At 67.9% G+C, this 21,891-nt stretch carries 19 protein-coding genes, 1 tRNA gene and 1 riboswitch; of the genes, 7 read left to right on the top strand and 13 right to left on the bottom strand.

The genetic code is table 11. From position 1 onward, the window contains the following. Positions 1-137: 137 nt before the first annotated feature. The 10 genes from ACFQ6X_RS08195 to ACFQ6X_RS08150 form a co-directional block, all read right to left on the bottom strand. Positions 138-1,145, bottom strand: a complete 1,008-nt coding sequence (locus ACFQ6X_RS08195; protein ID WP_383177714.1) for a LacI family DNA-binding transcriptional regulator — start codon at positions 1,143-1,145, stop codon at positions 138-140. 191 nt (positions 1,146-1,336) lie between these two features. Continuing rightward, positions 1,337-2,428, bottom strand: a complete 1,092-nt coding sequence (locus tag ACFQ6X_RS08190; RefSeq protein ID WP_383177711.1) for a pectinesterase family protein — start codon at positions 2,426-2,428, stop codon at positions 1,337-1,339. 137 nt (positions 2,429-2,565) lie between these two features. Next, on the bottom strand, positions 2,566-3,363 hold the full coding sequence (locus ACFQ6X_RS08185; RefSeq protein WP_383177708.1) for an ATP-grasp domain-containing protein: 798 nt from the start codon (positions 3,361-3,363) through the stop codon (positions 2,566-2,568). 64 nt (positions 3,364-3,427) lie between these two features. Continuing rightward, positions 3,428-4,912, bottom strand: coding sequence for a family 43 glycosylhydrolase (locus ACFQ6X_RS08180; protein WP_383177706.1), 1,485 nt, complete (start codon positions 4,910-4,912; stop codon positions 3,428-3,430). Beyond that, positions 4,894-5,877 carry an arabinan endo-1,5-alpha-L-arabinosidase gene (locus ACFQ6X_RS08175; protein ID WP_383177703.1) on the bottom strand — a complete coding sequence of 328 codons (984 nt, stop codon included), beginning with the start codon at positions 5,875-5,877 and terminating at the stop codon, positions 4,894-4,896. The genes ACFQ6X_RS08180 and ACFQ6X_RS08175 overlap by 19 nt, the downstream gene beginning before the upstream one ends. A gap of 277 nt (positions 5,878-6,154) precedes the next feature. Next, the gene (locus tag ACFQ6X_RS08170) at positions 6,155-6,565 is read right to left on the bottom strand and encodes a hypothetical protein (RefSeq protein ID WP_383177700.1); all 411 of its coding nucleotides are present in this window, start codon (positions 6,563-6,565) and stop codon (positions 6,155-6,157) included. 49 nt (positions 6,566-6,614) lie between these two features. Next, a riboswitch (SAM riboswitch) is annotated at positions 6,615-6,725 on the bottom strand. A 178-nt stretch (positions 6,726-6,903) separates the two neighbouring features. Beyond that, on the bottom strand, positions 6,904-8,127 hold the full coding sequence (locus ACFQ6X_RS08165; protein WP_383177697.1) for a cytochrome P450: 1,224 nt from the start codon (positions 8,125-8,127) through the stop codon (positions 6,904-6,906). Beyond that, positions 8,124-9,413 carry a cytochrome P450 gene (locus ACFQ6X_RS08160; RefSeq protein WP_383177694.1) on the bottom strand — a complete coding sequence of 430 codons (1,290 nt, stop codon included), beginning with the start codon at positions 9,411-9,413 and terminating at the stop codon, positions 8,124-8,126. Before ACFQ6X_RS08160 ends, ACFQ6X_RS08165 begins: the two co-directional genes overlap by 4 nt. A 368-nt stretch (positions 9,414-9,781) precedes the next feature. After that, positions 9,782-9,854: transfer RNA gene (locus ACFQ6X_RS08155), tRNA-Gln, on the bottom strand. 75 nt (positions 9,855-9,929) lie between these two features. Then, positions 9,930-11,303 carry a hypothetical protein gene (locus ACFQ6X_RS08150; protein WP_383177691.1) on the bottom strand — a complete coding sequence of 458 codons (1,374 nt, stop codon included), beginning with the start codon at positions 11,301-11,303 and terminating at the stop codon, positions 9,930-9,932. Positions 11,304-11,502: 199 nt separating this feature from the next. On the opposite strand from ACFQ6X_RS08150, the gene ACFQ6X_RS08145 reads away from it, so the two are divergent. Then, positions 11,503-12,147, top strand: a complete 645-nt coding sequence (locus ACFQ6X_RS08145) for a YceI family protein (RefSeq protein ID WP_383177688.1) — start codon at positions 11,503-11,505, stop codon at positions 12,145-12,147. A 64-nt stretch (positions 12,148-12,211) separates the two neighbouring features. Here the strand turns inward: ACFQ6X_RS08145 and ACFQ6X_RS08140 are convergent, their stop codons facing one another. Next, a complete protein-coding gene (locus ACFQ6X_RS08140; RefSeq protein WP_383177685.1) occupies positions 12,212-12,799 on the bottom strand; it encodes an Imm21 family immunity protein in 588 nt (195 codons plus the stop codon). A 67-nt stretch (positions 12,800-12,866) separates the two neighbouring features. Then, positions 12,867-13,247, bottom strand: coding sequence for a hypothetical protein (locus ACFQ6X_RS08135; protein ID WP_383177682.1), 381 nt, complete (start codon positions 13,245-13,247; stop codon positions 12,867-12,869). Positions 13,248-13,374: 127 nt separating this feature from the next. On the opposite strand from ACFQ6X_RS08135, the gene ACFQ6X_RS08130 reads away from it, so the two are divergent. The 6 genes from ACFQ6X_RS08130 to ACFQ6X_RS08105 all read left to right on the top strand — a co-directional run bounded on the left by ACFQ6X_RS08130 (position 13,375) and on the right by ACFQ6X_RS08105 (position 20,592). Beyond that, positions 13,375-13,767, top strand: a complete 393-nt coding sequence (locus ACFQ6X_RS08130; protein ID WP_383177679.1) for a helix-turn-helix domain-containing protein — start codon at positions 13,375-13,377, stop codon at positions 13,765-13,767. Between the two features lie 85 nt (positions 13,768-13,852). Beyond that, positions 13,853-14,263, top strand: coding sequence for a VOC family protein (locus ACFQ6X_RS08125; RefSeq protein ID WP_383177676.1), 411 nt, complete (start codon positions 13,853-13,855; stop codon positions 14,261-14,263). 209 nt (positions 14,264-14,472) lie between these two features. Next, entirely contained in the window at positions 14,473-14,964 is a 492-nt protein-coding gene (locus ACFQ6X_RS08120) for an SseB family protein (RefSeq protein ID WP_383177673.1), read from the top strand. After that, positions 14,961-15,608 (top strand): hypothetical protein, encoded by a 648-nt coding sequence (locus ACFQ6X_RS08115; RefSeq protein WP_383177670.1) that lies wholly within the window; start codon positions 14,961-14,963, stop codon positions 15,606-15,608. Before ACFQ6X_RS08120 ends, ACFQ6X_RS08115 begins: the two co-directional genes overlap by 4 nt. Continuing rightward, entirely contained in the window at positions 15,608-20,212 is a 4,605-nt protein-coding gene (locus tag ACFQ6X_RS08110) for a putative T7SS-secreted protein (protein WP_383177667.1), read from the top strand. Before ACFQ6X_RS08115 ends, ACFQ6X_RS08110 begins: the two co-directional genes overlap by 1 nt. A 107-nt stretch (positions 20,213-20,319) precedes the next feature. Then, complete coding sequence (locus tag ACFQ6X_RS08105; RefSeq protein ID WP_383177664.1) at positions 20,320-20,592, top strand: hypothetical protein; 273 nt, start codon at positions 20,320-20,322, stop codon at positions 20,590-20,592. Positions 20,593-21,135: 543 nt separating this feature from the next. On the opposite strand, the gene ACFQ6X_RS08100 is transcribed toward ACFQ6X_RS08105, so the two are convergent. Beyond that, on the bottom strand, positions 21,136-21,780 hold the full coding sequence (locus ACFQ6X_RS08100) for an NADPH-dependent F420 reductase (RefSeq protein ID WP_383177661.1): 645 nt from the start codon (positions 21,778-21,780) through the stop codon (positions 21,136-21,138). Positions 21,781-21,891 lie beyond the last annotated feature (111 nt).

The following is a 21,891-nucleotide window of genomic DNA, read 5'->3' as shown; positions in this document are numbered from 1 at the left end:
GCGAAGTTATCACGCCGAATCTTGAGCAACCAGGTTCATTCCCAGCCCCGTTGACCCCTATGCCGCCGCAGGCCCCGCGCGTACCGCGGAGCGCCGGAAGACCGTCCACCCGAACGGGTGAGGCGACCCGGCACCGCTCAGGCCGGAACCGGTCCGGTGCTCGCGCGGACCGTCAACTCCGGTACCAACAGCTCCACTTCGTCCGTGCCTCGGCCCGCAAGCTTGGCCACCACCTGTTCGACCGCACGGCGGCCCATCTCCTGTGCGGGAATGGCGACCGAGGTGAGACGCACGGAGGCCTGGGCGGCCACCTGCTCGGGGCAGATGGCCACGACGGACACGTCCTCCGGCACGGCGCGGCCCTGCTGCTGAAGCAGGTTGAGCAGCGGCTCGACGGCGGCCTCGTTCTGCACGATGAACCCGGTCGTGCCCGGCCGCTCGTCGAAGATCCGGCCCAGGGTGCCGGCCATCGCCGCGTACCCGCCCTCGCAGGGCCGGTGCAGGACCCTGGCCCCGGACTCCTGCGCCTTGGCCCGTATCCCGTCCACCGTCCGCTCGGCGAAACCGGTGTGCCGCTCGTAGACGGCGGCGGCCTCACCGATCACCGCGATCTCGCGGTGTCCGAGCCCCGTGAGGTGTTCCACGCACAGCGCCCCGGTGGCCTCGAAGTCGAGGTCTACGCAGGTCAGTCCGGCGGTGTCCGCGGGCAGGCCGATGAGGACGGCGGTCCGCCCGGACTCCCGCAGCAACGGGAGCCGCTCGTCGTGGAGTTCGACGTCCATCAGGATCATCGCGTCCGCGAGCGAACTGCCCGCGATCCGCCGGACGGCGGCGGGCCCCTCCTCCCCGGTGAGGAGGAGGACGTCGTAGCCGTGGGTCCGTGCGGTCGTGGCGACCGCGATGGCGATCTCCATCATCACCGGCACGTACATGTCGGTGCGCAACGGCACCATCAGGGCGATGATGTTGGACCGGCTGCTGGCGAGGGCCCGCGCCCCGGCGTTGGGGTGGTAGCCAAGCTGCTGGATGCTGTGCTCCACCCGCTCCCGGGTGGAGGCGGAGATGGACCGCTTCCCACTGAGGACGTAGCTCACCGTGCTCGCGGAGACTCCGGCGTGCTGGGCGACCTCGGCAAGCGTGACCATTCAGCTCTCCATTACAGATGAGGACCGAAAGGAGACCTGGTGAAGCGCTTCGACAGCGTCCACTCCTGGTTCCCTTTACACTCTGACATGCATAGACACCGTGGAGCCTAGACTCGCTCACAGGGACTGTCCAGAGTGGCATCGAAGCGCTTCGATCATGCGATCCCCGGCTCCGTCCAGCACACCGTGACTCAGGATGCCGACGGTGTCCACCCGGCCAGCCAGTCGGCGGTCTCCTGCTCCGCGGCCCCGGAGTCCGAGAGCTGCGGCCGGTTGCTGCTCGCCGAACCCGCGCCCGGCCCGGTGTTCTTGTACTCGGCGAATCGGTCGTCCTTCCAGGAGAAGCCGCTCATGTCGGTCCACGGGGCGGATTTGATCGCGGCACTGAGCGTGGTGTTGCGGAAGGTGGCCATCGGGTCGAGGGAGGCGTCGCCGCCCGCGTGCCAGGGCCGGCCGAGGTAGAAGCTCGCCGCGGAGACGTCCCCGTTGACGGTGGAGTTGTTGATCAGGAAGCCCTTGCGGTCCGCGGCGGTACTGGGCGCGGCGATGTAGCCGGCTGAACTGCCGTCCCATCGCTTCTTCAGGGTGATGACGGATTTGTCGATCACCGCGCTGGCCCGCCCGAAGATGAAGTCGACGTTGCCGACGACGTAGGAGTTGGTCATGTAGACACGGCCGAGCGTCGCCTTGGACGCGGAGTCGAGCAACAGGGTGTCCTGGTCTCCGGTGACGATCACGGAGTCGAGGAAGACCTTGTCCGCGGCGGTGCGCAGGGCGACGGCCTGCAGTCCGCTCATGTTCTGGTGCGCGGCCTCGTCGAAGTCGTTGGAGACGGTGAGGTTGCGGGCCTGGAAGCCGTCCGCCTCGGCGGCGACGGTGGCACTGCCGCTCGTCCCGTAGGTGCCCGACCCGTCGGGTTTCTGCGTGCCCGAGGCGTTGTTGTAGACGATGACGGTGTCGCCGCGGCCGGATCCGCTGCCCAGGAGCGTGACGTTCTGCTTGGTGGCGGGGATCTTCACCGTCTCGCGGTAGGTACCCGGCTTGATGGAGACAATGACGCGTGCGGTGTTGCCCGCCGGGATCGCGTTCACGGCGGCCTGCACGGTGGTGTACTGGCCCGTGCCGTCCTTGGCGACGGTGAGTGCGGCGGCCGCGGCCGCCGCACCGGAGGCCTCTGCGTACGCCTGTACCGGGAGGACCGCCGCGAGCGCCGTCGCCGCTGCCGCCGCCACGAGTCCGGTGCGCCGTCCTCGGCGGAGCGCGGCATGTCGATTCGCTGCCATGGCTTGATCCGTTCCGTGGGGAAGAGGTGGGGGTTCCGGGAGGTAGTCGCCGCCGCGCCCCGAAAGGTTGCCGCGACCCGCGACCCGCGGCTCGTGGCGTCACCGGCCGGTTCGGGGCCGGGGCCGGGCGCCCTGCCTCAGGGCCTGCAGAACCGCGCGTCCCGCCCGAGGACCTGCCCGCGGGGTCCCGCGGCCCGCAGCACCACGTCGAGCGCACCGGCCGGATCGGCCGCGTACCCGGTGCTGAACCAGGCCATATTGGCCTCGACCACCGCCCACCGCTCGGCGTCCCGGCCGCCCGGCCCCCGCATCCGCCCGATGTCGACCACCACCCCGCTGGGGAGCGTGGCCCCGCAGGCCTCGGTCAGCCGCCCCGCGAAGTCCCGGATCCTGCCCTCGTCCGGGTGCCCCTCCAGCGGTGCGGCGTCCAGCCGGCCGAAGGTGGCGTACTGGGAGCCGGTCCGTATCTCCCCGTCGAGCAGGAAGAGCCTGAACTCCTGTGCCCAGGTCACCACTTCACTGACCTGGACCACCGGGTCGCTCCGGGGCGTCAGCACCTGGAGCGCGCTTCCGTCCTCGTACACCGCGGCCGGGAAGCTCTTGTCGGTGGGCGGCTTCACGAAGACGGGGCTCTTCTCGCGGCGGGCCTGGGACAGCGTGACGCGCTTGATCCTGCGTCCGGTGAATGCGTACGGCAGAGCGTCCAGCCAGCCCTCGTCCGGCTCCAGGAGTGCCAGCCCCAGGGGCCCGGCAGCATCGGAGGCGAAGTGCGGGCCGCCGTAGTAGTGCGTGCTCCCGCTCCCCCGCAGCCGGTCCGGAATCCCGTCGCGGGACAGGATCACGACCTCCATGCCACGTTCGCGCGCCGCTTCTGCCAGGAGCCCGGCCGTGGTGGAACGGTGCGGGGCGAGCGCCAGGAGAGGGACCATACGCATGCAGCCCAGGGCCTCTCGCGGCGCAGGAACCCTGGGGTCCGGGCGCGGCCCGGACCCCAGGTCCTCAGGTTGCCGGAGTGAGCTTCCACTGCTGGCAGTTGTTGTTCAGCCAGGACCACTGCCGTACGTCCGCACCGTCGGCGGCCGAGCAGTCGGCCACGTCGGCGACCTTCCCGCTCGCCCGGTTGACGATGCGCACCCAGCCGCCGGCCGCCGTGGTGACGAGGCCGAAGCGCTGGCAGGTGTTGTTCAGCCACGACCACTGGCGCAGGTCGGCGCCGTCGGCGGTGGAGCAGTCCGCCGTGTCGAGCACCTTGCCCGAAGCGACGTCGACCAGGCGGCTCGTGTCGTCGCCCTGGTCCTCGATGCGCCATTTCTGCTGCGTGCCGCCGTTGCACGTCCACTGCTGGACGTTCGCTCCGTCGGCGGTCGAGGAACCGTTCACGTCGAGGCACTTTCCGGTGGCCCTGTTGACCACCGTGTACGCGGTCGGCGTGGCCGCGCTCTCGCCCGAGGGCCCGGCCAGGGTGGTGCCGAGGGCGACGGGCGTGCCGAGGTTCGGTGTCCCGTCACTGTTCCAGGTGAACTTCTGTGCCCGCGCGGTCCTCCCGTTGTCGCAGCCCTCGGACGCCGAGTCGTTGGCGTGGTAGACGATCCAGCTCTCCGTGCCGTCGGGCGAGGTGAAGAAGCCGTTGTGCCCCGGCCCGTACACCCCGGCGGCGTTGTTGCGCTGGAAGACCGGGGTGGACTTCTTGGTCCAGGAGGAGGCGGAGAGCGGGTTGGATCCGGTCAGGGTGAGCTGCCCGAGCTTGTAGTCGGGGGTCCAGCAGCCGCTGGCGGAGTAGACGATGAACGTCTTCCCGCCCCGCTGGAGCACCTCGGCGCCCTCGTTCACCGTGCCGCCCGACTTCTCCCAGTCGTACGTCGGCGTGGAGATCGTCGAGAACGACCCGCTGAGCGTGTACGGGTTCGACATCGGCGCGATCACCAGGTTCTGTGTCCCGCCGCCGCTCGCACTGCCCAGCAGGTACATCGAGCCGTTGAGGGTGAGCACGCTCGGGTCCAGCATCCAGGTGCTGCCGAGCTGGTTCCTGTACGTGTAGGGGCCCATCGGGTCCGTACCGGCGCTCTCCAGCACGTGCACCCGCTGCGTGGGGTTGTAGTCGGCGATGTTCTGCCCGGCGACGAAGTAGAGGTACCAGCGGCCGCCCGAGTAGTGCAGCTCGGGTGCCCAGATGTTGCAGCAGCGCGAGGAGGCGTCGCCCTTCCAGACCTGCACGCTCGGCGCGGTCGCGAGCCCGGCGAGGGTCGGCGACTTGCGCATGGTGATGACGTCGGTCCAACTCGTCGACACCAGGTAGTAGTTGCCGTCGTGGTAGGAGATCCAGGGGTCGGCTCCCTTCTGCGCCTTGACGGGGTTGGTGTACGGACGCCCCTCGGCGGCCTGCACGGAGGACGTCTCGGACGGCGCGGCCTGTGTGGCGGCCGGCTGCCCGAGCGCGAGGGCAAGCAGGAGGGCGCTCAGCAGGGTCAGTAGGCGACGGGCCATCCGCTGCTCCAGTTCAGTAGGTTGACGCCGAGCTTCGGCGTGCCGTTGTCCTGGCCGTCGTAGTAGTGGTAGACGAGCAGGTCACCGTCGGAGTCGGCGAGGATGGACTGCCCGCCGGGGCCGATGTACCGGCCGTGGGACTCCATGACGGGGGTGCCGCCGTTGCTGAGCATGTTGACGCCGTTGCGGTCGTAGTAGGGCCCGGTGACACTCGTCGCCCTGCCCACCTTGATCTTGTACGTGGAGCTGGTGCCGGCGCAGCAGGTGTCGTACGAGGCGAAGAGGTAGTAGTAGCCGTTGCGCTTCACGATGGAGGGCGCCTCGACGGCCTTGGTTCCGGTGGGGCGGGAGGCGAGCGAGCGGCGTGCGGTGTCTCCGGCGTACTGCTTGCCGGTCGACGGGTCGACGCGGATCATCTTGATCCCGGTCCACCAGGAGCCGAAGGACAGCCACCACTTGCCGTCGTCGTCCACGAAGAGGTTGGGGTCGATGGCGTTGTAGTCACTCGACGAGTTCGAGGTGTGGACGATCCCGTAGTCGCTCCAGCTGCCCGCCTGGCCGGTGGTGGAGGCCGCGAGGCCGATCGCCGAGGTGTTCGAGCCGAAGGACGAAACGGCGTAGTACATCAGGTACTTGCCGCCGCGGTAGGAGATGTCCGGGGCCCAGGGGTCCGATGCGGACGAGTAGTTCTTCCACCAGCTCGGCTTCGTCGTGAAGGCGTTGCCCGACCGGCCGAAGGCGGTGCGGTCGGTGGAGGTGCGGAGCTGGAGGCCCTCGCCGGTGGAGTAGAGCAGGTACTGGCCGGACGTGCTCCGGATCATGGAGGGGTCGTGGACGACGATGTCGCCGTTGACGACACCGGGGTTGGGGTACGCGGACGCGCTGGTCGGCACGAGCGCCAGCAGGAGTGCGGCGGGCAGGGCGGCGAGGGTCCTTCGCCGGATTCTTCTCGGGATGCGGCTCATCAGGAGACCTTCTTCGGTCGTGTCGGGGTACCCGGCAGTCGTCACCGAGGGGACAGGAGGTTGCCATGCGCATGACATTCATCTGTTCGGCTGATCGAACGACGCCCGTAACTTCGGACGGTCGACCAGGACGGGACCGTAGAATCGAACACGTCTTGCGTCAACGGATTGAGCACGTATTCGACGAAAACCCGGACTCCGTCCGGTATCGCGAACGGACCGGCCCGCCCGGATCGGGCGGTACCGGCCGAACGCGACTGATTCCGGGGCCTGTTGGCTACAGCCCGTAGGTGAAGTTCCCGCGGCCCGTGTGCTGCGGATCGGGCGCGGTGGTCCCGCACAGCGGACCGCCCTCGGTTCCGACGTTCACGAGGCCGGTCGCCTCACCACCGAGGCCGACGAACCGCAGCGCGTGCCAGCGGGGCAGCCAGTACACGCGGCCGCGGTGGTCCGTGAGCAACTCCCGCAGATCGGCGGGGGCGTGCATCCATACCTCGGGGAGGCCGCCGGGGTGTTCGAAGGCCGCGCGCAGCACCAGCCAGCCGTCGTCGCGGACATCGCCCGCGGTCAGCAGGAGTTCCACGGCCTGGCCGGGTTCCTGCACGCACTTCTTGGCATGGATCCAGTGCACGTGGTGGCCGGGCGCGTACCGCGAGCAGGCGTCGTGGTGAATGAGGTGAGGGAGCATGGCTGTGGTCGCCTTCCGGGGTCCTGGACCCCGGGGGCCCGTCCCCGGTGGTCCGCTGTTCCCCGCACGGTGCCGCGCGGGGCGGGTCGTCACCCGGAGCACCCGCAGCGGAGCGGGGTGCCGTCCAGCGAGCCGGGGCTTTCCACTGGAACTCATGACCCGTCAAAAGCGTAACAGGAGCCGGGAGGAGGTCGGGGGCCCGCACACCACCCCCGCGCAGGGGCGCGCCGCCGCCCCGCGTACGGGCACGACACCGCCCCGCGTACGGGCACGACGCCGCCCCGCCCTTACGCGTCCACATCTCTTGCCGTGCGCAGGTTCTCCTCGTCCACGGCGCCTCAGCCGTGCAGCAGGACGGGGAAGGCCTCCATGTCGTTCTGCGTCATCACCGGAAGCTTGCGGATCTCGTCGTCCGGTATCGCGAGCTTGAGCGCGGGGAAGCGCGCGAAGAGGGCGGGGAGCGCGATGCCGGCCTCCACCCGTGACAGTGCGGCACCGGGACAGATGTGGGGGCCGTGACCGAAGGTCATGTGCCGGATCGGTGTCGGGCGGGTGATGTCGAAGGAGTCGGCGTCCTCGCCGTGCTGTTCGGCATCGCGTCCGATGACCCGGTAGGAGATGACGACACCCTCTCCCGCGGCGATCACCTGGTCGCCGACCTGGATGTCCTCCGTGGCGAAACGCATCAGCAGGTGCGTGGTGGGCGTGTCCCAGCGCAGCGTCTCCTCCACCACCGTCTCCCACGGGATCTCCCCGTCCAGCACCTTCTGCAACTGGTCGGGGTGGGCGAGCAGCGCGCGTACGGCGTTGAGGATGAGCCCGATCGTCGTCTCGTGCCCGGCGGCCACCATGGCCTTGAGGTTGCCGACGACCTCCTCCTCGGTGAGGGGCTCGCCGCCCTCGTCGGCCAGAATCAGGGCGCTGGTGAGGTCGTCCGTGGCCCGGGCCGTCTTCTCGCGCACGAGGTCGGTGTAGAAGACGTCCAGTTCCCGCAGCAGTGCCAGCCGCTCCTCCTGCGGGGTGAGCATGGAGAAGAAAGCCTTGTACTGCTTCGTCAGCATCGGGAACTGGTCCTCGTCCACCCCCATCAGCAGTCCGACGACCCGCATCGGCAGCGGCTGGGCGAAGACGGCCTTGAGGTCGACGACACCGTCCTTGCCCTGCTCGGCGAGGGCGTCGAGGAGCTCCTCGGTGAACTTCTCGATGGCGGGGCGGACTGCCTCGAGCCGGCGCGGGGTGAGCGCCTGGGAGGTCTTGGTCCGCAGCCGCCGGTGCTCGCCGCCGTCGACCGTGAACATGGAGCGTCCGGCATCGATCATTCCGATCAGCGGCCACGCATGGGTGACCTCCCCGCTCCTCCACAGCCCCCAGGCGTCCAGGTCCTTCACCAGCCGCGGGTCGACGAGCAGTTGACGTGCTTCTGCGTGGCGTGTGACGGTCCACGCGGGGACCCCCAGCAGCTCGATGCGCGCGAGCGGGCCCGCCTGGCGCAGCTGCTCGGTCTCACCGTCGAGGTTCTGGACCATGGGGTCGATGACCACGGTCGCGTGAGGGCAGTTCACAGCAGATCTCCTGTCGTACGTACGGGAGCGAACCGGACGGGGAGCGCGTTCATCCCGCGCAGGAAGGCGGACGGCCGCCGGACGAGGTCCTTTTCGGGGACGGCGAGTTCGAGATCGGGCAGCCGGTCGAGGATGACCTCGATCCCGGTACGGGCGATGGTCTCGGCGATCTCCTGCGCGGGGAAGGGGCAGCGGTACTCACCGTGGCTGAAGGCCAGGTGCGCGCTGTTGCTGCTGTGCCTCGCCGCGCCGTCGGACCCCAGGTCCTGGCGTACGAGGGGGTCGGTGTTGGCCGCCCCCAGGCCGAGCAGCAGCATGTCCCCGGCGCGGATCGTCCGTCCGCCGAGCTGGGTGTCGCGGACCGCCCAGCGGCCGGCGAGGATCTGCGTCGGGCTCTCCTCCCAGAGGACCTCGTTCATGGCGTCGCCGATGCTGCGCCGGCCTCCGGAGAGCGAGTCGGCGAACTGGTCCTCGGTGAGCATCAGCCGCAGGGAGTTGCCGATCCAGTCGGCGGTGGTCAGATGGCCGGCGGCGGTGATGGCCATGAGGTCGAGCGCGTACTCCTGATCGGTGAACGGCTCCGGGTTCGCGAGCATCCGGGAGGTGACGTCGTCCCCGGGAGCGTCCCGCTTGACCGCCACGAGCCGCTGCATGTGCTCGGCGAACTGCCCGTACGCCTTCTGCGCGCCGGGCCCCCCGTCGGCCAGGTCCTTCAGGACACGGGCGATGTCCGCTCCTTCGGCGTCGGGGAAGCCGACGAGCCGGGCGAGGACGAGAACGGGCAGCGGTTCGGCGAACTCGGCGACGAGATCGGCCGTGCCCCGGCTGCAGATGTCGTCGATGAGGCGGTCGGCGAGCTGCTCGCAGTGCCCCCGGATCTCGAACGGATCGGCGCTCTCGAGCGCGGGCACCACCATCTCGGCATGCCGCCGGTGTTCGGCGCCCGCGGTGAAGTAGATGGACGGCATGGGGCGGCCGACCATGGGGAGCAGCGGCCAGTCCTCGGGTATGTGCTCCCACTGGTTCCACAGCCCGACATCTCTCGGGAACAGCTCGCCGTCACTGGTGACCTGGTGGAGCTCGCGGTACCCGACGACCAGCCAGGCCGGGAAACCGCCGGGGAGCTCGACCGGCACGACGGGCCCGTACTCGTGCCGCATGGTCCGGTAGAGGGCCTGCGGAGCGGTGTGGAACTCCGGGCCGCTGAGCGGTACGGGAGCGGTGGCTGCGTGCGCGGGGCAGCCGCCGCCGGATGCGGGCGCGGCGGACGGACGAGGGGTCGTCATCGTACGGACTCCTGGGAGACGGCTTCGCGCGTTGCGGCCATACGATCAACGCGGGACCACTATAAGGAGGTTGGGTGAAGCATCGGGCGCCAATCGCGCCGATTTCCGACCTTTAACGATCACGTCATACCTGGATCGATTCACGAATGATCGAAAACGGACGGATCGCGCTCCCGGGTACCGGGAGGCTGTACGGAGTCGGTCGGCGCGCGCCGGGACCTGCCGCCGCGCCCGGCGGGCAGATGGGAAGTGGTGACGGCTGGTTGCTGCTGCGCTCGCTCGCGAGGAATCGACGAGCGCACTCCCGAAAGCCTCAACGGGCCTATTCCAAGTTCGGTTTGAGCAGGTCGGGTGCGAAGCGAGGGCGGCGACGAGGGCAGGATTCGAACCTACGTCCACCCGGGATCAGAGCCGGGCGCTCCTCCACAGAGCTTCCTCGTCGCCGCGTCGATCATGGCCGGGGGGCGCCGTCCCGGGCAACCGGATTTCCCGAGGTGCTGGAGCCGTAGCCGTCGATCACAGCCACTCCTTCGCCGCTGCGCGTTTGCCCTTGCCGGAGAACACTCCGGCGGACCGGAGGGCACTGGCCATGAGCGGGTCCCCCACGGCGACACCGTGGACCAGTTCGGGCGTCCGGCGGAAGGCGACAGCCTCGACCGTGGGCCTGGGAGCCGTCCAGGCACCGGCGACCGGGTCCATCCGATGCCGCGCGCAGACTTCCTCGACCAGTGAGCGCGGGCATTCCCTCTCTCCCCGAAGCACTTCCCAGGGCAACGGCAGCTCGGCCCAGATGTAGGTGTCAGGGTGCAGCCCGCCGCCGCTCATGCGGTGCCAGTACGCCACATCGGCAGCCATCAGCCGGGGCACCTTGCCCGGGCAGACGCGATCCAGGATGTTGTCCTGGCCCAGTTCGGACAGGATCGCGAACCAGTGGGCCCGGGCCGCGTTCCACGCCTGTGCGGCCTGGTTCCACGTCGATGAGTCGTCGCCGCGGCGCACGATCATCGTGTCGCGCTCCAACGGATGCCGGTTCCAGGCGTCCTCCAACAGTTCCGCGACCTGGCGCAGGAAGCCGTTCCACCGGACCAGCAGGCGGGTGAGGTCCTCGTCGGACACCGCGCCCAGCACCTCCGACGTGGGATGCACGTGCGCGACCGCGGACCAGCAGGTCCGCTCAGGCTGCGCGCGCAGGCGCTGGAACAGGGCGTCGGCGACCTCGTCGTAGACCTGGCGCTGCCGGCCGTTGGTGAACACACTGCGCATGCAGCCCCGCGCTGTGAAGTACGCGATGAAGGCCGCCGTGTCCGGATCCGTGGCGAAGAGGCCGTACGGCAGTGCGTGGGCGAGCGCCCCCTTGCCCGTCATGGTCACCTCGCGGCGGCGTTGCTCGTGAATCAGCCGCGCCAGCTTCGCCTCCGTACGGCGCAGGAGACGGAAACGCTTGTTGTACTGGCGCTTGGAGACCTCGCCGAGACCGGCGGCAGCTCGCTCGGCCCGGTCGAGACGGTCCACGCCGAAGTCGTTCTGTCCGTACGCGCGGCCTATGGACCCGCCTGCACGCCGGATGACTGCCTCGATCCGGTCCGGATCGTCTCCCGCACTGTCGGCGAGCTCGGGGACGTCCGTGAACAGGCCTGCTACACGGGTGAGTTGACGCTGCGCGCCGACGGGGCGGGCGAAGTCCTCGCGCATGGAGGTGTAACCGTGCCAGAGATTGCGCAGCGAATGCTCGGCAGCCTTCGCGAGTGCCGCCTCCGTGGTCGCGTCGAGTTCGGTGCCCTGGGCCGCGTACAGATCCTGGATGAGCCGGGCCACATCCTCCGGACGCCTGCGCAGTATGAGCGAGGCGTGCAGCTCACGGAGGATTTCTTCGACTGTGGGCGACGGCATGAGCGCCACCTTGCCATTCCTCGGCCACGTGCCCAACTGGATATCCGCAGGCCGCCACCACGGATTCCCACCAGCAGGTCGTTCGTTCCGTGGCGATGGTACCGACCGGAACTCCACCCTGTGAAAGTCTGCTCATGAATGGTCGGGTTTCCTCATCGGGCCTTGCGGGCGCTGCTTACCCCCGAGTAACAAGATGATCATGAACCTCTTCAGCCGTAGTTCCACCCTCCGACGCACAGCGGCACCGACCGCCCCGGTGGCCCCCACGGCCCCCACCGCTGCGGTGGTGCCGGATCCGGCCCTGGCGGCTCTCACCGGAGAGTGGATGATCGACCCCGCGCACAGCAGGATCGGATTCTCCGTGCGGCACGCCATGGTGACGACGGTGCGCGGTTCCTTCGCGGAGTACGAGAGCCGCCTCTACTTCGACGGCCGGAACCCGGCTCGTTCCAGGGCCCAGATCGCACTGGCCACCGCGAGCGTCGACACGGGCGTGGAGCAGCGCGACGCCCATCTGGTCGGCCGAGACTTCCTGGACGCCGCGAGGCACCCGCGGATCACCTTCACCAGCACCGCTGTGCAGATGGCGAGCAAGGAGGTCTACCGCATGACGGGCGACCTCGCCATCAGGGGAATCGCCCGCCCCGTGGTCCTGGACCTCACCTACATCGGCTACGTGACCGACCCGTTCGGGTACGAACGCGTCGGCTTCGACGGCACCACCACCATCAACCGTTCCGACTGGGGCCTGACGTACAACGCGCGGCTGGCCGAGGGCGGCGCCATGGTGAGCGAGAGGCTCCGCCTCCAGTTCGACATCGCCGCGATCCGCGCCACGAGCTGACCCAGGGAGTCCAAAGGCTCGTGGCCAGGTCCGCTTCCCGAGCCGGACGAAGCGACTGCCCCGGTCAGGCGTCGACGGGGAGCAACTGGACCAGCCCGACCGAGTTCCTCTCATCCGCCTCGGTGTGGACGGCGCGAACCGTCCAGCGGCCCGCGGGCAGGTGGACCGGCGCCTGAGCGGGCACCCCACCGCCGGGATACTCGACGCCCAGATCGGCTCCCGCCTCCGCGGAGTCCATGAGCACGGCCGGGCCGTCCGACGCCCACGTGCCGCACTCCTCCCACTCGGTGGCGGGGTTCGCGAGGACTGCCTCTGCTGCTGCCTTCAGCCCGTCCTCGGAGTCTGCGCCGAGCCAACGCAGGAAGACCCGATGCTCGGGCAGGAAACAGCTGGTGGCCGGCTCGTCCGCCAGGACAAGGGCCTGCGCCCCGCTGTCGCCGACGACGATCACGCCGGCCAGATCGTCCACCGCACAGGCGCGGTCGTAATCGTCCGGAGCGCTCGCGTCCCCCACGATGACACCGGCCTCGGTGCACCCGTTCCAGGAAGCCAGCGCGGAGACCGGAACGACGACCAGAGGGCCGCCCATCGACTCCACCCAGACAGGGTCGGCGTCGGACGTGGCGGCTGAGGCGGACCAAGAAGTGCTCATGCCGAGAGTGTGGCGCCACCCACTGACAACCCCGCGCCGCTGGATGCGAGTCCGCAAGGACCTGGCCTCAGAGACCGCCCAGTTCGGCCGCGAGGTCCGCATCGCGCATGCCGGGGAAGGCGTAACCCTCGGTCTCCTCCCACGGGACGTCGAGGTCGTCCAGATGCACGCGCCACTCCGCTCCGGGGAGAGCACGGCGCAACTCGGTGACCGAGCCCAGCACATGGTCGAGCACTGTCAGCACCCGGTCAGGATCGAGCGGCATCTTGGTGGAGCCGGCTACCACCTCGTCCGGTCGGCTGTCCTCGCTGTCGTACAGGTACAGACTCTCCTGGTCCTCGTACGGGAAGGACGCCATGTGTGCGGTGACAATGCGCTCGACCGCGGCCGTCTCGGCATCCGTCAGCGGCATCGCCCGGCTCGCGCAGTAGTAGAGAGAGACACTCATGGTCCGAGCGTACTGAGGGGGTACGACAGAGTCGTCGGACACCTCATCCGGTCGGCTCGCGCCTGCCGTGCCCATCAGCGGCTGAGCTGTCGACGGGAAGCCCGGAGTCCTGTGGTGGGATGGCGCCGTGAGCCGCACCGCCGAAGAGACCAATCGCCGCATGCTCCGGGTAAGGGACGCCATGGACCGCGCCTACGCGCAGCCACTGGACGTACCGGCGCTGGCCAGGATCGCCCATGTGTCACCGGCGCACTTCGCCCGCACCTTCCGGGCCACCTTCGGCGAGACGCCGCACCGCTATCTGCAGCGGCGCCGTGTCGAACGCGCGATGTTCCTGCTGCGGGAGACCGACCGCAGCATCACGGACATCTGTTACGAGGTCGGCTTCGGCAGCACGGGTACCTTCAGCCGCACCTTCCGCGACGTCGTCGGCCGTTCGCCGAGGACGTACCGCAAGGAGACGGCGGCCATGAACGTACCCACGTGCTTCACGAAAGCGTGGACGCGGCCGAGTGGCTGAACGCCGGTGCGGCCCCTCCACCCGGGCCGACGGCTGAGCAGTTTTGGATAAGTTTTCGCCCGGCCTCCCGACTAGCGTGATGCACATGTTCAACGCAATCACGCACTCACAGATCTTCGTCCTCGACCAGGACGAGGCCCTCGACTTCTACGTCGGCAAGCTCGGCCTCGAAGTGAACGCCGACGTCGACATGGGTTTCATGCGCTGGCTCACGGTCAGCGTCCCCGGCCACCCCGACCGCCAGGTCCTGCTGGAGAAGCCGGGCCCTCCGGCGATGTCCGAGGAAACGGCAGAGCAGGTCCGCGAACTCCTGACCAAGGGCGCACTGGGCAGCGCGCTCATCCTCACCACGGACGACTGCCGCAAGACGTACGAGACGCTGCTGGCCCGAGGCGTGGAGTTCACCGATGAGCCGACGGAGCGCCCGTACGGAATCGACTGCGGCCTGCGCGATCCCTTCGGCAACCACCTCCGCTTCACCCAGCTGAAGGCCTGAAGAAACGGGGCAGCGGGGCGCCGGGATCGCGGCGGCGGTCACGCCACCGGCACCCCTCGCCCCGCCCTGGACCGGTGACCGCCGAGCCCAGCAGCAAAGCCGTGCGCCAGGGCCCGTGTCCACAGGTCTTCTGCCAGAAGAAGCGCGTTTCCAGCCAGTAGGCAGTATCACGTTGCACTCGGAAATTTACGCGTGTGATGATCCTACGCATGACCACGGGTGGGGATGACATACCGGAGCAGCAGAGGCGCTCGCGGCTTGCAGACCTGGCGGATCTGCCGGGCCGGCCGCAGGAACAGGTGCCCGCTGCTACGTCGGCGGAGAACCAGAAGAATCAACTGCTGTCAGCTCGCCGAGAGTTTGCTGCGTTGCTGGGTGAGTTCCGGCGAACGGCGGTACTGGTTCCGCTCGATGCAAACGGCGATTTGTGGTCCGCCGACCAAGGTGGCGTTCGCTGGATCTGCGCCTTCTCCGACGAAGAGGCGTTGGCTCAGTTCGCGCTGGCTCGTGGTGAGGCCGGGCGGGAGTGGGCCTACCGGACCGTTCTCGGTGCGCGGTTGCTGGATGTGATGGTGCCGATGCTGCCGGGCCCGGCGGGGGTGGCCCTGGATGCGGGCAGTGTGGACGGCGGGATGTTGTTCCCGCCGGTGGTGGGGATCGTGCCGGATGCGGTTGCGGTGGATCTCGGGGGGACGCAGTGAGCGGGGAAAGTTCTGACCTCCAGGTCCCGCCTGCGGCGTTGGCTGCGATCGCGAAGGGGATCGATCTGGCGCATGCCGAGCTGAAAGAGCTCGGGTTCATCGGCCAGGCATCGACCGGCCGGGGATTCTCCGATCTCGCCCTGTCGGGGCTTGAGTTGGGGCATGGCGGGCTGACGTCGGAGTTCGAGACGTTCTGCAACCGCTGGGAGTGGGGTGTGCGGGCCCTCACTCAGAAAGGGAACGGCTTCGCGCTCGGGGTCGGCCTGTCGGCGGGCTCCTACGCGGAGCAGGAGCAGTACGTCAAGGACTCGATCAAGGTCGGCGTGAACTCGCTGAACGGGAATCCGCACCTGTCCGAGGACGAGGTCAAGACGAAGAGCTGGGACACGATCAGCACACAGTCCGCGTACGACAACCCGGACTACAGCTGGGAGTCGATGAGCGAGGCCCAGGACGAGGTGAACCAGACCTGGAAGGACACCGCCTACGACGTGGAGGACTCCGCGCTCGACTCGATGGAGCGGAACGGGCTGCTGGACCCTGCGGTGCGGGCGGCGGCGGATGAGCGGCTCAAGGAGCAGCTCGATCCGTCGCAGGAGACGGTCGATCAGGCTGAGCAGCCGCGATGGGGGGAAAGTCGCTGATGGTGGACTGGGGAAAGCTCGGCGGTGACCTCTACGACGGTGCCGGCAATCTGGTCGACAAGGGCAAGGAGATCGTCGGCACAGGGATCGACAAGGGCACCGACTTTGTCGGCTCCGGCTTGGAGAAGGTCGGTGCGGATGAGTGGGCGGACAAGGTTGAGGACTGGGGGGACGAGACCGCGTCCTCGCTGGGTGCAGAGGTCGGTGAGCAGCAACTCGGCCAGACCGAGGAAGCGAACGAGCTGATCCATGGCAGGCCGGAGAAGATCAGCGCGGCGGTGAAGAACCTCCGGGACTTCCAGAAGGCGTTCGATCTCGTCGGCGGCGGGATGAAGAGGCTCGACTCCGGTCACTGGAAGGGTGAGGCCGCCGACGCCTTCCGGGCGAAGTTCGAGACCCTGCCCACCGACTGGCTACGCGCGGCGGATGCGTTCGAGGATGCCGCAACGGCGCTGGAGACGTACGCCGGGACAGTCACCAGCGCGCAAGGGAAAGCCCGTGAGGCGATCGCTCTCCACAAGGAGGGCAAGCAGGACTACGAGACGGCTGCTGCCGCGTTCAAGGAGAAGGCGGAGGCGTACAACGCGGTCCGCAACACCGATCATCCGCTCCCCCATCCGGGGACGTTCTCCGATCCGGGTGCCGCCAAGCGGCAGCATGCCCAGGAGATGCTTGAGCACGCCCGGCGTGCGCGCAACGAGGCCGCCGAAGCGGCCAAGGGCGCGATCACCGCAGCGATGGCCCACGCCCCGAAGGAACCGACCGGCCTGGACCGAGCCAAGCAGGAGCTCATCGACTACGGAGTGGGCCAGAGCATCGAGCTCGCCCACGTCGGTGCCGGTGTCATCAAGGGAACCGCGGGGCTGGTGAACTTCGTCCGCTCGGTCAATCCCACCGACCCGTACAACCTGACCCACCCGGCTGAGTACTACAAGGGCGTCAACATGACGCTCGCCGGCCTCGCGTCCACCGCCGCCAACCCCGATCGTGCGCTGAAGAACGCCTGGGACGCGGCCAAGGGAGACCCCTCCGAATTCATCGGCAGACTTCTCCCCGAGCTGGTCGGCACCAAGGGCGGGGGCTTCGTCAAGGGCCTTGTTCGCCACGGGCTGAAGGACGGGGCGGAAAGTGCTGCCCGCAAGGGCGTCGACGATCCGGCGAAGACATCGAAGCCTGACAAGGGCGTGGAGAAAGACCCCACGGATCCGGTAGATCTGGCCACCGGAACGATGTACCTGCCACAGACGGACATCGCTCTACCGGGAACGCTCCCGTTGATCTTCCGTCGCCGGGTGGCCTCCGACTACCGTGCGGGCCGTTGGTTCGGGCCCTCCTGGTCTTCCACGGCCGACCAGCGGCTGGAGATCGACTCCCAGGGCATCATCTTCGTGTGCGAGGACGGTCTGTTGCTGTCCTATCCGCACCCCGCGCCAGGTGTGCCGGTCATGCCGAGTCACGGCCCGCGTTGGCCACTCGATCTGGACACCGCCGGGGACTACACGATCACCGATCCGGACAGCGGCCGTGTACGGCACTTCAGCCCGCGCCCTGCTGAAGACATCGCACTCCTGGTACAGATCGACGACCGCAACGGCAACTGGATCCAGTTCGAGCACGACGAGACCGGAGCACCGGCCTCGATCGTCCACGGTGGCGGCTATCACCTGAAGCTCACGACGAGCGAGGGCCGGATCACCGCACTCCACCTGACAGGGGCTGCCGCGGATGGTACCGACCAGGAGATCCTCCGCTACCGCTACACCGACGGCCATCTCACCGAGGTCATCAACTCGTCAGGGCTCCCGCTCCGGTTCGCCTATGACGGCCGTGGCCGGGTCACCTCCTGGACCGACACCAACGACAGCCGGTATGAGTACACCTACGACGACCAGAACCGCTGCATAGCGGAAGGCGGCGCCGCAGGCCACATGGCCTTGCGGCTGGACTACGACGGCACGGATCCCGAGAGCGGGATGCGTGTCACGACCGTCACCAGCAGCAGCGGGGCCGTCCACCGCTACGTTGTCAATGACAACTACCAAGTGGTTGCCGAGACCGATCCGCTGGGCGCGACAACCCGCTTCGAACGCGACCGCTACAACCGCCTTCTGTCCCGCACGGACCCGCTCGGCCGCACCAATCGCTTCGCATACGACGACGCCGGACAGCCGATTTCCGCAGTACGCCCGGACGGCCGCGAAACTTCCGCACAGTACAACAACCTGCGGCTGCCGATCCTCGTCACTAACCCGGACCGCACCGTGGTTCGCCAGGAGTACGACGAGCGCGGCAACCGCCTCGCCGTCACCGACCCGGCCGGCGCCACGACCCGGACCACGTACAACGAGGCCGGTCACCCGACCTCCGTGACGGACGCTCTCGGCAACACGACCCTTATCCGCAACAACGCGGCTGGCCTTCCCGTCGAAATCACGGACCCGCTCGGCGCAACCAATCAGGTCACGAGGGACGCCTTCGGCCGCCCTGCTTCGCTCACCGATCCCCTCGGTGCGATCACCCGCCTCGAATGGACCATTGAGGGCAAACTATCGCGGCGCATCGACGCGGACGGCACATCCCAGTCCTGGACGTACGACGGTGAGGGCAACTGCCTCACCCACACCGACGCCATGGGCGCCGTCTCCCGCTTTGAGTACACCCACTTCGACCTCTTGGCCGCCCGAGCTGGTCCGGACGGCGTGCGCTACGAGTTCGCATACGACCGCGAACTCCGCCTTACCCAGGTCCTCAACCCCCAGGGCATGACCTGGAACTACGCCTACGATGCCGCCGGGCACCTCGCCTCCGAAACAGACTTCGACAACCGCGCCCTGGCCTACCAGCGGGATGTGGCAGGGCGTTTGACCGCTCGCACCGACGCCCTTGGCCAGACCATCCGCTTCGAGCGGGATGCCCTGGACCGGATCGTTTCCAAGAACGCCGCTGGCGCAGTCACCACCTTCGCCTACGACTTCTCAGACCAGCTCGCGGAGGCGGTCAACGCGGACGCCACCATCACCTACCTCCACGACCGGCACGGACGTCTCCGGTCCGAGACGGTCAACGGCCGAACAATGACGTACGAGTACGACCAGCTCGGACGCCGCACCGGGCGCACCACACCCAGCAGGGTCACGAGCACGTGGACCTACGACACCGCAGGTCGCCGTGTCTCTCTCACCACATCCGGGCGCACCATCACCTTCGAGCACGACGCGGGCGGGCAGGAGATCACGCGTCGGCTCGGCGACTCCGTCTCCTTCAGCAACCAGTACGACCTGCTCGGCCGCCTCACCGATCAACAAGTCACCGGGATGGCGGGATGCAGCATCCAACGGCGCGAGTACACCTACCGCTCCGACGGCAACCTTGTCGCCCTCGCTGATCAGCTCAGGGGCACCCGCACCTTCGACCTCGACCCAAACGGACGGGTTACGGCCGTCCACGCCACGAACTGGACCGAGCGTTACGCCTACGACGCAGCAGGAAACCAAACCGGCGCCTCCTGGCCCGCAACCCACCCCGGTCAAGAAGCAGTCGGTGCCCGAGAATACGCAGGCACTGCTATCACCCGCGCGGGCAACGTCCGCTACGAACACGACCCACTGGGCCGCGTCACCCTCCGCCAGAAAACCCGCCTTTCGCGCAAGCCCGAAGCCTGGCGCTACGCGTGGGATTCCGAAGACCGCTTGCGCTCGGTCATCACCCCGGACGGCACCATGTGGTGCTACGAATACGACGCGCTTGGCAGACGCACGGCAAAGCAGCGGCTGGCGGAAGACGGCGTGACCGTCCTCGATCGCGTCACGTTCACCTGGGATGGAGCAATCCTGTGCGAGGAAGTCTCGGAGCTTGAAGCCCGCCAAACCCAAATTGCTCTTACCTGGGAGCACCAGGGACTGCACCCTCTGGCCCAAACGGAGCGCGTACTTCTTTCCGACCTGCCACAGAAGGTCGTCGACGAACGCTTTTTCTCGATTATCACAGATCTCGTCGGCTCACCTACCGAACTGGTCACCGAGGCGGGGGAAATTGCCTGGAGAACGCGCAGCACGCTGTGGGGGATGACTGCGTGGACGGCAACGAGTACCGCATACACCCCGCTGCGTCACCCAGGCCAATACTTCGATTCAGAAACGCAACTCCATTACAATTTCCATCGGCACTATGATTCAGAAACCGCCCGTTATCTGACCCCCGATCCCCTCGGTCTCGCTCCATCATTTAATAACGCGACCTACGTAAACAACCCAAATCGAGAAGTCGACCCCTTGGGACTTTTCTCCTGCCCACCCCAGGAGAAAGTAATAACAACACCCGAGGTGAAAGACCCGAGACCCCGCAAACCGCACCAGGCGATGGCGGAATGGGAAGAATTTCTCGGCGAGGGCCCTTACACGAACATTCACCCCCGAACGGGCCTACCGGACCCGGATCGACTAGTATCAGCCGATGGGGGTCGCAGCATCCGACTCGGAGATCATGAAATGAATAGCAAGCCCACGAGGTTCCATTTCCACAAGGAGACGTGGACCTTCATATCACCAACAAACACCTGGATTATTGACAATACGATGGTTCGAGTACCCCTTGGGTTGAAGTAATGGACATCAGGGTCGAAGAACTAATTGACACGTCAGGGACGTTTGTCGCTTTCACTTGCCCGCTCGGTAGGGCCTGGGGCAGATGGCGCGGAAAGGGTGCTCCTACCATGGGCACGCATGTGGTTGAGTTCGACATTCCAGGAGATATTGAATCCATTTCAAAAACGGAGGGGAACGCCGCGATCCTCGGCGACTACCAGAAGGGTTCGGTCCTCATCAGGGGCGAGCTCGAATCTCTGGATGAAGACGGCGTGGCTGGAATCCGAATCGGAACAGACATAATGTTGATCGACGCTCCGTCGAACGCGCAACGCTTGCAGGCCGGAGTGTTCGTGGAAGTCATTGCCGATGGCATTGATATCTATCCTTATATCGTCTGAACATGACCTCTGCTCTGTTATCAGGCGCTCGGGTCGTCGCACCTTACGGGTTTCGATGGCACTGAGACCGAGCGGGGGCCCTCTCCGTTGCCCTCACACCCTCGGCTTCGCTGGACTGAGGATCGCACCCGGAGAGGCGTGCCCCTGTCGGGTGCGTCGGGTCCGCGCACCTATACGCGTCGGCCATCAGCGCATGCACTCACGGGGCAATGCCAGAACAGCCGATCGCCGGGCGGCACGAGCTCGGAGAGGAGCTCAACAGTGGTGCCAAACGACGCCCCCTAAGGAGACGCTCCTCGGCGCCGCACGGCAGCGGTCCATCGGTGTTCGGCGGCGCGTCGGAGATTGCCGAACTCGACGCGCTCGTCTCTCGGATACGGGGCTGGCTCGACAGCCGACTGCGCCGACCGAGATCGGGCTCAGCGCCCGGTTCAACCAGGACTGCGACGCACCCGAGCCAGGGACGGGCTGTACGTGTCCTGGTCGGGTGAGTCGAGCGAGTTCCTGGTGAGGCCGGCGTGTGAGGCGCACAGCCCACCTGGATCAGACCTGCGGCACCACCCGCACCCCGAAGCCATAAGAGCCGAGAGCCTCGGCGATCCCCATGAAGAGCAGGCTGTAGTGCTCCTGGCCGCGTGCGGTGGTGATGCCGCCGAGGTCGAGCAGTGAGTCCGAGGGCCAGCCCAGGTCGTTCAGCAGGGCGACGGCCGTGGCCTTGGCCGCGGCGTCCTCGCCCGACAGGAACAGGGTGCTGGGGCCCTCAACTGAGTCCGGTGCCACCATCAGCCGGGCGTCGACTGTGCAGAGCGTCTTGACGACCCGTACGTCCGGGAACGTCCGCTGGATCTCCTCGCCCAGGCTCTCCAAGGGGTGCGAGAGCGAGCCGTCCTCGCCGAAGCCGACCGCGACGTCGATCAGTACCTTGCCGTCCAGGGCAGGCGCGCCGACTCCCGCGAGCAGTTCTACGGACGCGGTGCCCGGTGTCGCGTTGACCACCACCTCCGCACCGGCCACGGCCGCTGCCGTGTCCACGACCGGGATGTCGTTCCCCGCCGCTGACGCCAGTTCCGGTCGCAGCCGCGCGTTGTCGGGCCGCCGCGACCCGAGTACGACGTCGTGTCCCGCCCGGGTCCAGCCCATGGCCAGCGCCCGCCCTACATTGCCCGTTCCTAAGATTCCGATTCTCATGGTCGTGACGCTATGACGGCCCGCCCTGCCGTCGCCTCGTCCCGAGGACCGGTCTGCACTCCCCCATCAGCCCTACGTCTCCGGCCCCGCCCGGCCCCGCCCGGCCCCGCC

Origin of the sequence: Streptomyces sp. NPDC056452 (assembly GCF_042796085.1) — a bacterium.
Classification (GTDB): domain Bacteria; phylum Actinomycetota; class Actinomycetes; order Streptomycetales; family Streptomycetaceae; genus Streptomyces.
The sequence above is the reverse complement of the archived record's forward strand: the minus strand, read 5'-3'. Positions and strand labels throughout refer to the sequence as shown.

What these genes read in the sequence shown, in the direction of transcription:
- ACFQ6X_RS08195 (WP_383177714.1), bottom strand. Translation starts at nt 1,145, where the DNA reads ATGGTCACGCTTGCCGAGGTCGCCCAGCACGCCGGAGTCTCCGCGAGC.
- ACFQ6X_RS08190 (WP_383177711.1), bottom strand. Translation starts at nt 2,428, where the DNA reads ATGGCAGCGAATCGACATGCCGCGCTCCGCCGAGGACGGCGCACCGGA.
- ACFQ6X_RS08185 (WP_383177708.1), bottom strand. Translation starts at nt 3,363, where the DNA reads ATGCGTATGGTCCCTCTCCTGGCGCTCGCCCCGCACCGTTCCACCACG.
- ACFQ6X_RS08180 (WP_383177706.1), bottom strand. Translation starts at nt 4,912, where the DNA reads ATGGCCCGTCGCCTACTGACCCTGCTGAGCGCCCTCCTGCTTGCCCTC.
- ACFQ6X_RS08175 (WP_383177703.1), bottom strand. Translation starts at nt 5,877, where the DNA reads ATGAGCCGCATCCCGAGAAGAATCCGGCGAAGGACCCTCGCCGCCCTG.
- ACFQ6X_RS08170 (WP_383177700.1), bottom strand. Translation starts at nt 6,565, where the DNA reads ATGCTCCCTCACCTCATTCACCACGACGCCTGCTCGCGGTACGCGCCC.
- ACFQ6X_RS08160 (WP_383177694.1), bottom strand. Translation starts at nt 9,413, where the DNA reads ATGACGACCCCTCGTCCGTCCGCCGCGCCCGCATCCGGCGGCGGCTGC.
- ACFQ6X_RS08150 (WP_383177691.1), bottom strand. Translation starts at nt 11,303, where the DNA reads ATGCCGTCGCCCACAGTCGAAGAAATCCTCCGTGAGCTGCACGCCTCG.
- ACFQ6X_RS08145 (WP_383177688.1), top strand. Translation starts at nt 11,503, where the DNA reads ATGAACCTCTTCAGCCGTAGTTCCACCCTCCGACGCACAGCGGCACCG.
- ACFQ6X_RS08140 (WP_383177685.1), bottom strand. Translation starts at nt 12,799, where the DNA reads ATGAGCACTTCTTGGTCCGCCTCAGCCGCCACGTCCGACGCCGACCCT.
- ACFQ6X_RS08135 (WP_383177682.1), bottom strand. Translation starts at nt 13,247, where the DNA reads ATGAGTGTCTCTCTCTACTACTGCGCGAGCCGGGCGATGCCGCTGACG.
- ACFQ6X_RS08125 (WP_383177676.1), top strand. Translation starts at nt 13,853, where the DNA reads ATGTTCAACGCAATCACGCACTCACAGATCTTCGTCCTCGACCAGGAC.
- ACFQ6X_RS08120 (WP_383177673.1), top strand. Translation starts at nt 14,473, where the DNA reads ATGACCACGGGTGGGGATGACATACCGGAGCAGCAGAGGCGCTCGCGG.
- ACFQ6X_RS08110 (WP_383177667.1), top strand. Translation starts at nt 15,608, where the DNA reads ATGGTGGACTGGGGAAAGCTCGGCGGTGACCTCTACGACGGTGCCGGC.
- ACFQ6X_RS08105 (WP_383177664.1), top strand. Translation starts at nt 20,320, where the DNA reads ATGGGCACGCATGTGGTTGAGTTCGACATTCCAGGAGATATTGAATCC.
- ACFQ6X_RS08100 (WP_383177661.1), bottom strand. Translation starts at nt 21,780, where the DNA reads ATGAGAATCGGAATCTTAGGAACGGGCAATGTAGGGCGGGCGCTGGCC.